Origin of the sequence: Chitinophaga pinensis DSM 2588, from assembly GCF_000024005.1 — a bacterium.
Classification (GTDB): domain Bacteria; phylum Bacteroidota; class Bacteroidia; order Chitinophagales; family Chitinophagaceae; genus Chitinophaga; species Chitinophaga pinensis.
In genome coordinates, this window is sequence record NC_013132.1 from 5,888,847 (window position 1) to 5,901,235 (window position 12,389).

The 12,389-nt window shown below is 46.5% G+C and carries 7 protein-coding genes; 3 read left to right on the plus strand and 4 right to left on the minus strand.

Features of this window, described 5'->3' with window-relative positions:
• Window positions 1–2 precede the first annotated feature (2 nt).
• Window positions 3–2,243: an FUSC family protein gene (locus tag CPIN_RS23420; RefSeq protein WP_012792325.1), complete on the plus strand. Its 2,241-nt coding sequence runs from the start codon at window positions 3–5 to the stop codon at window positions 2,241–2,243.
• A gap of 166 nt (window positions 2,244–2,409) precedes the next feature.
• Here the strand turns inward: CPIN_RS23420 and bshC are convergent, their stop codons facing one another.
• The 3 genes from bshC to CPIN_RS23435 all read right to left on the minus strand — a co-directional run bounded on the left by bshC (window position 2,410) and on the right by CPIN_RS23435 (window position 7,001).
• Complete coding sequence (gene bshC / locus CPIN_RS23425; protein WP_012792326.1) at window positions 2,410–4,005, minus strand: bacillithiol biosynthesis cysteine-adding enzyme BshC; 1,596 nt, start codon at window positions 4,003–4,005, stop codon at window positions 2,410–2,412.
• A 267-nt stretch (window positions 4,006–4,272) separates the two neighbouring features.
• Window positions 4,273–5,544, minus strand: a complete 1,272-nt coding sequence (locus CPIN_RS23430) for a glucose-1-phosphate adenylyltransferase (protein ID WP_012792327.1) — start codon at window positions 5,542–5,544, stop codon at window positions 4,273–4,275.
• A gap of 35 nt (window positions 5,545–5,579) precedes the next feature.
• On the minus strand, window positions 5,580–7,001 hold the full coding sequence (locus CPIN_RS23435; RefSeq protein ID WP_012792328.1) for a glycogen synthase: 1,422 nt from the start codon (window positions 6,999–7,001) through the stop codon (window positions 5,580–5,582).
• Window positions 7,002–7,309: 308 nt separating this feature from the next.
• On the opposite strand from CPIN_RS23435, the gene CPIN_RS23440 reads away from it, so the two are divergent.
• Together CPIN_RS23440 and CPIN_RS23445 are read left to right on the plus strand one after the other, a co-directional pair.
• Window positions 7,310–8,221 carry a DUF72 domain-containing protein gene (locus CPIN_RS23440; RefSeq protein ID WP_012792329.1) on the plus strand — a complete coding sequence of 304 codons (912 nt, stop codon included), beginning with the start codon at window positions 7,310–7,312 and terminating at the stop codon, window positions 8,219–8,221.
• A gap of 271 nt (window positions 8,222–8,492) precedes the next feature.
• Window positions 8,493–11,423, plus strand: coding sequence for an FAD-binding and (Fe-S)-binding domain-containing protein (locus CPIN_RS23445; protein WP_012792330.1), 2,931 nt, complete (start codon window positions 8,493–8,495; stop codon window positions 11,421–11,423).
• 79 nt (window positions 11,424–11,502) lie between these two features.
• Here the strand turns inward: CPIN_RS23445 and CPIN_RS23450 are convergent, their stop codons facing one another.
• Window positions 11,503–12,387 carry an inositol oxygenase family protein gene (locus CPIN_RS23450; protein WP_012792331.1) on the minus strand — a complete coding sequence of 295 codons (885 nt, stop codon included), beginning with the start codon at window positions 12,385–12,387 and terminating at the stop codon, window positions 11,503–11,505.
• Window positions 12,388–12,389: the final 2 nt, after the last annotated feature.

The window sequence follows — 12,389 nt, forward strand, 5'->3', positions numbered from 1 at the left end:
AGATGCGGCATTGGATTCAGGAAGTCAGGAATTTCATCTATAGTTATCATTTCAGTACCGGTTTACGTACGACCATTAGTGTGGTAGTGCCTTCTATCGTATTTTCCATGATGGGCGACCTGCCAATGGGTATAGTAGCCTCGCTGGGCGCGTTGGCTACGGCCCTGTCAGACGTACCTGGTACCGCGTTGCATAAACGCAATGGCATTCTGACTGCCATCGCCTTTATCTTCCTGACCGCCCTGGGCACTTCTCTGATCTCACCCTACCCATTATTGATGACCGGCTGGATACTGGCCTGTTGTTTTGCCAATGGGATGCTGCTGGTCTACGGTAACCGTGGCGGCAACATCGGCATCGCCTGTATGCTGGTAATGGTTTCTATCCTCGGTGAAAACCCCGTAGGACCAGCAGAAGCCTTCCTGCACTGCCTGGTCATTCTGGGTGGCAGCATCTGGTACGGCTTCCTCGCCCTCCTGCTCTGGCAGATACGGCCCTACCTCAGCGTACAGCAGACCCTTGCGGAATGTATCATGGAAACGGCCCACTACCTTGAAGAAAGAGCCGGCTTCTATGCCAAAGACGCTCATAAGAACTTTGACGAGATCTATAAGTCCGTACTGGCTCAGCAGGTGATCGTCAGTGAAAAGCAGGAAGCCGTACGCGAACTGCTGCTCAAACGCCGTTCCGCTCAGCAAGGCTCTACCAGTATCAATAAAAGCATGGTGCTGATCTTTATGGATATTGTGGACCTCCAGGAACAGATTATGGCCTCCCAGACCGACTATCTGGCCCTCCACAATGATTTTGGCAGTATGGATATCCTGGAAAAATTCCATACGCTGATCCAGGAGTTTACCGGCGAACTGGAGCTGATTGCCACAGCGGTGGCCGCCGGACAAAGATCCCTTCCCCGTGCTAACCTTCGTCATGAAATAGATAAGGTACAACATGCCATAGCCGATATCCGTAAAACGATGCCGACCCTGAAAGAGCGTACCAAACTGCTTACGCTCACCAATATCCTGCACAACCTGCAGGACATGACACAGCGTATATATAACCTGCACCGCCTCACCAGACTGGAAAGGGTAAAAGACGAAGTGATCGATCCCCGTTTACAACTGGCCAGCTTTACCACCCGCAACCGCTACGACGTAGAACCGCTGGTAAACAACCTGACCTTTGAATCGCATATCTTCCGTCACGCATTACGTGTCAGCATCGCTGCCGTCACCGGCTATTTACTTGGACAGGTATTCCACCTGGACAGGGTATACTGGATACTGCTGACCATCGTCGTCATCCTGAAACCGGGTTTCGGTATCAGTAAGGCCAGAAGCTATCAGCGTATTATCGGCACGATCACCGGCGCACTTTTTGCCGCCGCCGTATTATACCTCACGGCCAATACTACCGTCATTTTTATCCTGATGCTGATCTGTATCCTTGGAGCTTATAGTTTTATGACCCAGCAGTATACGCTCAGTGTCTTCTTTGTAACACCATTTGTCATATTCCTTTTGCATTTCCTGCACCCTGCGCACCTGCAGAATGCTGAACTGCGTGTACTGGATACCTTCATCGGCGTCAGCATCGCCTTCCTGGCCAGTTTACTGTTGTGGCCCAGCTGGGAACACAACTATCTGCCCAGTCACATGAGCAAGATGGTAAAAGATAATGCCCGTTACCTGGATCATGTAATGCGCCTGTATACCGACAGGGAGTTTGTAATGAACGATTATAAACTGGCGAGAAAAGACACCAACGTCAGTGCCGCTAACCTTATGTCAGCCTTTCAGCGTATGCTCTCAGAACCTAAAAGCAAACAGATACATGGTTCTGAAGTTTATCATTTTGTGGTGCTGAACCACTCCCTGATGTCGCACATTGCGGCGATGGCCAACTATGGGATGCTGCATGGGGTACATTATCCTAAACCGGAATATAAACTGCTCAATAATTATCTGCAGCAGCATTTCAGCTGTATTGTCGGTTTGATAGATGATCCGGCAACAAAAACTACACCGCCGCCGACCAATATGGAGGCATTGGAAACGCTGGATATTGAACTGGAAAAGCTGTATCAGCTCAGACAACAGGAGATCAATGATGGCAAAGGAGAAACCCCTGTGAGGGAAGATATGCTGGAAACGAAGATGGTCCGCGATCAGTTAAATGCGATGTTCTCGCTGCTGAAAGACATGAAGAAAACGATTGATAAAACAATTAAACATCCATAGAAAGAAAAGGCGCTTTCACCGTTTAATGAAGCGCTTTATAGTAGTTATACAATTAATGAAGAAAAGACAATTATAACTCATTCATATAAAAAAAGCGGCGATGGGTTGTCCCATCGCCGCTTTTTTTATATGTAATAAAGGCATTTACAATGCTATCACCTTTTGATTAATCCTGATAAATAATCCCGAACTGATCTGACAGGGGGTCCATTTTCTCCAATATCAGATCAAAGAACGCAGGTCCCATTGTTACATACCACGGCATAAAGTTTTCCTTTCTTTCCTGTAAGGAATTTGCCGGGAAAAGCCTGGACTTCAGGGTACGGATCTGCTCCGACTGCCAGGTGAATTTCTTCTTCTCTGCCCGCAGGAACTTATGCTCCAGTTTACCGATTGATTTTACTGCTCTTGTACGTTCAGCGCCTACACTTGCTTCCAGTGTTACATCAATACTTCCTGCTTTTAGTACCAGGTCGTCAAACAGTTTCTCGATGGCCGTATATTCATCTTTCAGCACCAGGGCTGCATTCGTATGTTCCTGTACGAAACGGGTGATCAGTTCTTCCGGATCTTCAAACAGATCGGTAACAGATAGGCCCAGTTTCTGTAAACGTTGCTGAGAATTAGCATCTGTCAACAGGAAAGAGTTACGCAACAGCAACACCGGGTAAGGCACTTTATAGTGTTCGAACAACTGCTGTAATTCCAGCCAGTAAGCAATCTCACCGCCGCCGCCAATAAAGGCGATATTTGGGAGGATTGTTTCCTGGAGCATACCACGCAGGATTACATTCGGACTAAAGCGCTCCGGATATTCTTCCAGTTCCTTTTCCAATTGTGCTGCTGTAAACTCTACCGGCAGGTGCAATACTTTCCAGATATCGCCCACTTTCACGATGCGTTCACGGGAGGTTTCAGTCAGATAGAACAGGTTGATCTCACGGGGATTCGCCTGTACTTTATGATGCTTAGATAGCTTTGCTATGGTCTCATTAACGATATCAAAGGAACGCTGGTGAAACAGCTCGTCCCGCATCACCGGTACGTAGAGCTGCTTCAGTTTCGGAGAATCCGGTACCAGTATCACCAGTCCGTATCTGCCAAACAGTTCGTTTACCAGGTAAAGCGTTGCTTCCTGGATATTCTTATGTCCGAGATACGCCTTTTCTAAAAGGGCGATCAGTTCATCGGCATAAGGGCCGTATCCCAGGGCTTTTTTCACCGCTGCGATCAGGTCCTCAAATCCTTCCGGTTGCATACGACCTACTGCTCCCTGTTGCGCCGTTGGCCAGTTGATCGTCTTACCATCAATGTAAACATGTCCCAGTTCATCCAGGTCGGCATCTTCACTACCCATATAGTAGACAGGCACAAAGTTATACTTTGGATACTCCGACCTGAGCTGATCAGCTAACTTTATGGTTTGCAATATCTTATAGGCGAAGTATAAATAACCGGTGAAGATGTTGGGCTGGTGTGCGGTGGTGATGGTGAAGGTCTGCTGATCCAGCAGGCTTTCAATATTTTCTCGAACCTTATCGTTGATTTCCAGTTCTTTATATTGTTCCTGCAGGGCTGCTACCAGTACCTCCCTTTGCTGGGGGAAAGCCTTCTTAGCTTGTATAGCGGCCTCAAAATCAGGCTTTACAGGCGAATATTTGTAAAAGGGACGAAGATTAGGATGCTCGGCCAGAAAATCTGTTACCAATTGATTGAAATACCCCGTCTTACAATACGGGATTCGACTTACAGGTTGCTCCATACGCTACGCTCGGATTCTTTTAGATGCACGAAGGTATGGAATGAATCGAGAATCGTCAATTAGTAATTACGAATGGCGAAAATCAATTATAATTAGGGATTAGAAATTAAGAATTAGGAATTTAAAAATAAAGAGGCGCTCCGATGTATGAAGCGCCTCTCACTATTCAGAAAGTAATAATCAGTCATATATAATGCTTATTCATCTGCACTAGTCTCCGCCCATCTCCGCTGCATTTCCATTCTTAATTCCTAATTCCAAATTGGTCTAGATTACAAAGCCATCCGGTAATACCATGCCATTCTTGATCACCACTATACCGTCTTTTACGGCATACTTTTCATGGTCGCCATCCGGCAGCGGATCACCTACATTGATACGAACATTGTTACCGATGCTACAGTTCTTATCAATGATCGCATTATTGATCACACAATTGTCACCGATACCCATCGGCGGATGTCCTTTACCTTTTGCTTTTTCCAGGTCCTCAAGGGTCTGGTAATAATCGGCCCCCATCACATAGCTATTGGTAATAACAGAGTTTCTGCCGATACGGGTTCTGATACCTACTACACAACGCTCCAACTGACTATCCAGGATGATACTACCATCAGAGATGATGGTATTTTTCATGGTACCGGAAATCTTAGCCGGCGGCAGCATACGTGCGCGGGAATATATAATATGTGATTCGTCGAAGAGGTTGAATTTAGGAATCTCGTCGGTCAGTCCGAGGTTTGCTTCCCAGAATGAGCTGATGTTTCCGATATCCGTCCAGTAACCGGTATACTGGTAGCTAACCACCTTCATATCGGCATTGATTGCGTAAGGGATCAGTTCCTTACCGAAGTCGGTAGACGATTCCTGACCATTCAGCAGGTCATACAGGGTTTGTCTGCTGAAGATATAGATACCCATGCTGGCCAGGTAGACTCTGCCTTCTGACTGCATTTCGTCACTTACGGGAGAAGCCCATGGCGCCAGGACGTCTTGTTTGGGTTTTTCGGTGAATGAAGTGATCAGACCAGTATTGTCGGTCTTGAGGATACCAAAGTCAGACGCATCTTTTGCATTCACCGGAATGGTGGCAATAGATACTTCTGCCTGGCTTTCTATATGATGCTGTAACATTTCGCGGAAGTCCATCTGATACAGCTGGTCACCAGAAAGGATCAGTATATATTCAAATTCATAATTGTCAATATGATGCAGACACTGGCGTACGGCATCCGCGGTGCCCTGGTACCAGGTTGGATTGTCAGGTGTCTGTTCGGCAGCCAGGATGTCTACGAACGCCTTACTGAAATGGCTGAAATGATAAGTATTTTTGATATGCTTGTTTAACGACGCGGAGTTAAACTGTGTCAGCACAAAAATGCGGTTCATGTCAGCATTCAGGCAATTCGAAATGGGAATATCCACGAGGCGGTATTTACCGGCAACGGGTACGGCTGGCTTAGAACGCTTACGCGTAAGGGGGTACAAGCGGGTACCTGATCCGCCACCTAAGATAAGGGAGATAACTGCGTTAGACATATATTACGATTCTTTGTTTCAGTTTTTGGGTTTAGTCAGCGGACTACGATTGAGCTGTATAATTGCAGATATTCATCAGCTGCACTATCCCATGAATGATCAAGCTGCATCATGGTTTTGATGATACCCTGCAATTGTGCAGTATCACTGTATAGTTCAACAGCACGGCCAACCGCGTTGCAGGCATCCCATGCTGCTGCATGGATAAAACGGATACCAAAACCACCGGGTTCACCAAAGTCTGTAACTGTATCTTTTAATCCACCCACACTACGTACAATGGGCACTGTACCATAACGCAATGCGTACATCTGGTTCAATCCGCAAGGCTCTACCCGGCTTGGCATCAGCAGAAAATCACTACCTGCATAAATTCTGTGAGACAGCGCCTCGTCGTATCCGAACTGCACATTAAAGTTTGCTGCCGTCAGTAATTTTGTTTGTTGCAATGACCATTCCACATGTGGATCTCCACTTCCCAGCAATAGAAAATTCAGCTGCTGTTTTTGTTCAAAGATAGACCTGCCAATGATTTCAGGCAGCAGGTCCGCTCCTTTCTCCCCCACCAGGCGACCGATGAAAGATATCAACGGGAGTGAAGGATCGAGGTTATATTGCTCACAAAGTTGTTGCTTTATTTCACGTTTTGCTTTTACAAACGTCTTTTGATCGTAGTTGAAAGGTAACATCGGGTCCGTTGCAGGGTCCCATACCTTAGTATCTATACCATTCAATATACCGATCGCCTTGCCTTTCTCATAGTTCATCAGGGCTTCCAGTCCGGCAGCTCCGGTATACATTTCTTCCAGGTAACTCGGTGATACCGTCGTAAATCTCCATGCACATTTGATACCGGCAGCCAATGGATTGATAGCACCTTCCCAGCCCAGCAGACCAGCTTTCCAGAGATCAAAGCCTGGCAGCTGATACAGCCTGTCCCAGCCAAACTGACCCTGGTATTGTGCATTATGAATTGTTAAAACGGTGGCAATGTTTCTCAGACGCTCATACTTGTAGGAATGGGTCATCATGAAGGGTATGAGTGCGGTATGATGATCGTGTACATGTACGACATCAGGATGATCCTGCCACTCATTTAACCAGTCCAGTACTGCTATCTGGAAAGTGAGGAAACGGTCCGTATCATTGTAGTAACCGTATACTCTTTCCGTATCCAGCAGACCTGGAATATCAACCAGATAAAGGTCAAAACCCAGCAGGTTTGTCACCTCTCTCCATACGTTGAAATGGTGCCAGCTATGTCCCAGCCAGCAGCCTCCCTGGTGTACCAGTTCAAATTCCTGTGAATGAAAAAAACGGGTATTGTAAGCGGGCATCACGACCTTGGCTATATGCCCCGCCTGGAACTGGTACTTGGGCAATGCCCCTACCACATCTGCCAGACCTCCTACTTTTGCTATAGGGTAACATTCCGCGCTAACGTGTAAAATCTCCATGCTAAAGAATTAAAAACTGTTTCTTTTAAATTACCTTGGAAAAAGCATATTACAAAGGATTGTCCAAACTTTATTTGAGGCACCTATCATATAACAAGCTATTCATTCTAGTCCCTAAGTCCAGCGTAATTTAAACCAATCCCCTTATATATCAGCAAATAATCCTATTCCTTTTTTATTTGCCCGTTACTGTTAGGTTTTCTCCTCCTTGTCCCATTATACCCCCAACTGGGGCAGAGAAACCCCGGAACGCGGAATACGCGATATAACTGCATAATGCATTACCTTCGGAGAAAGCTTCAATTCACATGGATTTTGGTCGTGTTGATCCGGCGCTGCTGGACGAAATAGATTTCAAACTGCCTGCTGAACCGGCGTTTAATAGAGCGGTACTCAAAGGGAAAGCACTTAAAAAGCCGAAGATCTATCTTGGCTGCGCCAAATGGGGACGTAAGGAATGGATCGGCAAGATTTATCCTAAGGGCACCAAAGAAGCCAACTTCCTCGACGAATACGTACATCATTACAATAGTATCGAGCTCAATGCGACCCATTATAAGATCTATGGACCAGAAGCCATCGCAAAATGGGATGCGCGGGCAACCGGCAAACACTTCAAGTTCTGCCCCAAAGTACCGCAATCGATCAGTCACTTCAGCAACCTCGTGGATGCAGGTCCGCAAACCACCTCCTTCCTGGAAGGAGTACTGGCCTTTGGTGAACACCTCGGCCCTATCTTTCTCCAGGTAAGCGATAAATATTCCCCTAAACGGAAAGATAATCTCTTTAAATACCTGGAGAGCCTGCCCACAGATCTGCAGTTCTTCCTTGAAGTAAGACACACGGAATGGTTCAGCGATGATAAGATCCGGGAGGAATTGTTCAGCACTTTAAAGAAGCTAAACGTCGGTGCTGTCATTACGGATACTGCCGGCAGAAGGGATTGCGCACATATGTACATGCCCATCCGTAAGGCATTTATCCGGTATGTTGGCAATAGCCTCCATCCTACCGACTACGTCCGTATCGACGACTGGGTCAACCGTATCCATGACTGGTTACAGCACGGCTTGCAGGAACTGTATTTCTTTATGCATATGCATGATGAGGCTTACTCGCCTGAGCTGACCGTTTATATGGTAGACAAGTTCAAAGGGATATGTGATATTGAATTACAGAAGCCTGTCTTTGTTGAACAGATAAAGGGACTCTTCAATTGAATAATTATAAATTAACAATTAAAAACTAAGAATCTGCGGCTATTACTATGTGGCAAATTGTGCGCTTTATCGCAAAAGTTGAAAAACTCCGTGTCTCATTGGTAGAAAGAATGTTTCTGCGCCGACGGCGATATCTCTAGTAATTGTTAATTCTTAATTTTTTTTTTTAATTACCATCCGCTTTCGTCAATTTCTAATTTCCCGGCCCCTCCTTGTATTTAGGTTATCTAAATGTTACTTTTACTGTCTGAAAAGGGAAGTTTAAATAATTATGCGAGATAAGCTCAGGGGTTTGGCCCGTGACCTGACGGGTACTCTATACGATGATGATACAATGCGTACGCTGTACGCGACCGATGCATCTGCTTACAGGGAAATGCCACTGGCAGTAGCCATCCCGGCACATGAACAGGACATCAAGACATTGATCGCCTTTGCGCGCGCCAATAAAACCTCACTCATCCCACGTACCGCCGGTACCTCTCTCGCCGGACAGGTAGTAGGTAACGGGATTATAGTAGATGTTTCGAGAACTTTCACGAAAATACTGGAAATCAATACGGAAGAACACTGGGTAAGGGTACAGCCAGGTGTAATCAGGGATGAATTGAATATGTTCCTGAAACCCTATGGCTTTTACTTCGGACCAGAAACTTCTACTGCCAACCGTGCCATGATCGGTGGGATGGTCGGTAATAATTCCTGCGGATCCAACTCCGTTGTGTACGGTAGTACCCGCGAACACCTGCTGGAAGTTAAAGCGATCCTTAGCGACGGCTCGGACGTTGTTTTCAATAGCATTTCTGCTGACGAGTTCCATGCCCGTTGTGAGAGAAATGATAATAGTCTGGAGACCACCGTTTACCGCCAGGTACGTACCCTGCTGGGGAACCATAGTAACCAGGAAGAGATCCGCCGGGAGTTTCCAAAACCCAGCATCACCCGTCGCAACACCGGTTACGCTGTTGATTTGCTGCTGGAAACAGCTCCTTTCACTGCCGGTAAAGAAGACTTCAACTTCTGTAAACTGATCGCCGGATCTGAAGGTACCCTCGCTTTCCTGACAGAGATCAAACTGAACGTTTCTCCACTGCCACCCAAAGAAACCGGGCTGGTTTGTATCCACTTCAATACTGTGGATGAATCGCTGCGTGCCAATATTATCGCAATGAAATATAAGCCGAGCGCCAGCGAACTTATTGACCATTTCATCCTGGAATGTACCAAGGATAATATTGAACAAAGCAAAAACCGCTTCTTTGTACAGGGAGATCCGGGTGCGATCCTCGTGGTGGAATTCTGCCGTGATACCCGTGACGGGATTACCGAGATAGCCAATCAGCTGATTGCCGAATTGCAGGCTGCCGGACTGGGTTACCATTTCCCGCTGCTGTTTGGAGACGACACTAAAAAGATCTGGACACTGCGTAAAGCAGGTCTTGGGTTGCTCAGTAACCTCCCTGGTGATGAAAAAGCAGTCCCTGTTATCGAGGATACTGCGATCGATATTGACGATCTTCCGGCTTATATCCGCGATTTCAACGATATCCTGAAACAATATGATCTTCACGCTGTACACTATGCACATGCCGGTAGCGGTGAAATCCACCTCCGTCCTATCATCAACCTGAAAACGGAAGAAGGTAATCTGCTCTTCAGAAAGATCGCCGAAGAGATCGCAACACTCGTAAAGAAATATAATGGTTCCCTCAGTGGTGAACATGGTGACGGCCGTCTGCGTGGAGAGTTCATCCGCCAGATGATCGGCGATAAGAACTACACCCTGCTGCGTGACCTTAAATATACCTGGGATCCGGAGAATATCTTCAACCCGAATAAGATCGTTGATACGCCAAGCATGAACAGTATGCTGCGTTATACCCCCGGACAAAAAGCGCCGGAGCTGAAAACGATCTTCCATTTCCCCGAGCAGACCATTCTCCAGCATGCAGAGCAGTGTAATGGCTCGGGCGACTGTCGTAAAACAGAAAAAAGCGGTGGTACCATGTGTCCGAGTTACATGGCGACCCGCAATGAAAAAGATACCACCCGCGCAAGAGCGAATATCCTGCGTGAGTTCCTGACCAATTCTACGAAAGAGAACCGTTTCGATCATAAAGAGATCTATGAAGTACTGGACCTCTGTCTGGCTTGTAAAGGCTGTAAGTCAGAATGTCCATCCAACGTAGATATGGCCAAACTGAAAATGGAATTCCTGCAACATTATCATGATGCCAACGGCGTTCCTTTCAGGGCAAAACTGATCAGTAATTTCACCCGTCTGAATGGTCTGGCTACAATCGCACCGGGCATTTACAACTGGATGGTAAATACACCACTGACCAGTAACCTGATCAAAAAGACTTCCGGTTTTGCGATCAAACGTTCTCTGCCTGAACTGCAATCCACCACGCTGAGAAGCTGGTTCAAAAAGCAGTGGCCGAAGGAGAAAAGTACAGTACCTGCTACGAAGAAACAGGTATATCTGTTCTGCGATGAGTTCACCAACTTTAACGATACGCATATCGGTATCAAAGCTGTTAAACTGCTGCACCGTCTTGGCTATGATGTGAAGATGATCGAGCATCCTGAAAGTGCACGTGCCTGGATGTCCAAAGGTTTGCTGCGTAAAGCGCGCAACTTTGCAGAAGAGAACGTGCGTATCTTCAGTGACGTGATTAATGACCAGGTGCCTTTATTAGGCGTTGAACCATCTGCGATCCTGAGTTTTCGGGATGAATATCCGGACCTGGTAAGAGAAGAACTGAGAGCAAAGGCGAAGCAACTGTCGCCGAATGTATTCCTGATCGATGAATTCCTGAGTCGTGAGGCAGCTGCGGGTAATATCCCGGCAACGCTCTTCACTACAGAGAAAAGACAGATCAAACTGCATGGGCATTGTCAGCAGAAAGCGTTATCTACCCCGCTGCACAGTAAAAATATTCTGTCACTGCCGGCTAACTATTCTGTTGAGATCATCCCTTCAGGATGTTGCGGTATGGCGGGTTCCTTCGGATATGAGAAAGAGCACTATGACCTTTCTATGGAGATCGGCGAAATGGTATTATTCCCGGCGGTAAGAAATGCGGCGGAAGAAACGATCATTGCGGCGCCGGGTACAAGTTGCAGGCACCAGGTAAAAGATGGTACCGGCCGTAAATCTCAGCACCCGGTAGAAATCCTGTACGAGGCATTGGTTTAAACTAATGTAATACAAAAATAAAAAAGGGCTATCCTCCATTTGGCGGATAGCCTTTTAATTTAAACACAGCTAAAAGCAATTACAACCTGATGGTGTCAGGAAGGTATTTTGCTATCAGACTTTCATAGTATGGCTTTAATTCGCTGATTACGGGTGGTTTCGGGCTCTTTGAATAGAGATCGTACGGGTTGAATTTCCTTACCCAGTCAAACATCTCTCGGTCATGATCGTTCATCAGGTGATCGTATGCTTCTTCTCTATGCTGTGCATAGAAAGAGTGATAACGGATCATGTAGAGCGCCGGTTCCGGCAGATAGTCTTTCATCATCTGGTACAGATATTCATCATGTCCCCAGGAGAGGTCTACCTGATTGAGTCCGCAGTTCGGACTATAAATACCATATTTGGTATTATATCTTTCATCCTTTGCATCCGGATTGTCAGCAAAGAATTCAGGATAAACAATTTTATCAGAGAACTGACAGCCTACGGGGAAGGTATCTCCCACTACGGCCCATTGTGGCTCTCCAAACAGACAGAGCACTTTTCCCATATCATGGATAAAGCCTGTCAGCACAAACCAGTCCGGATGACCATCCGCCCTGATCGCTTCTGCAGTCTGCAGGAGATGCTGCAACTGGTCCAGTTCGATATCCGGATCTGAGTCATCCACCAGGGTGTTCAAAAACTCCATTGCACCCCACACCGGTGTTTCTTTACGACTGAAGCTCAGGAACTCCTTTTTCTTCTGCTGAACGAAGTCATACGTCTGGTGATGATGGTTCAGGCGGTAGAATTCCCTGACGGTATCCCGTCCAGGATTGTCATAGTTTCTGTATTCTTCTTTGGATTTTGCCGTTTCCGGAACTGCTGGCTCAGGATAGCGCAGCAATACGTCGTCTTCCCATTGCTCTATACTCTGCAAAGGATTTAATTCTTCGTTGGAAAAGGTGTTTGCGCTCATAA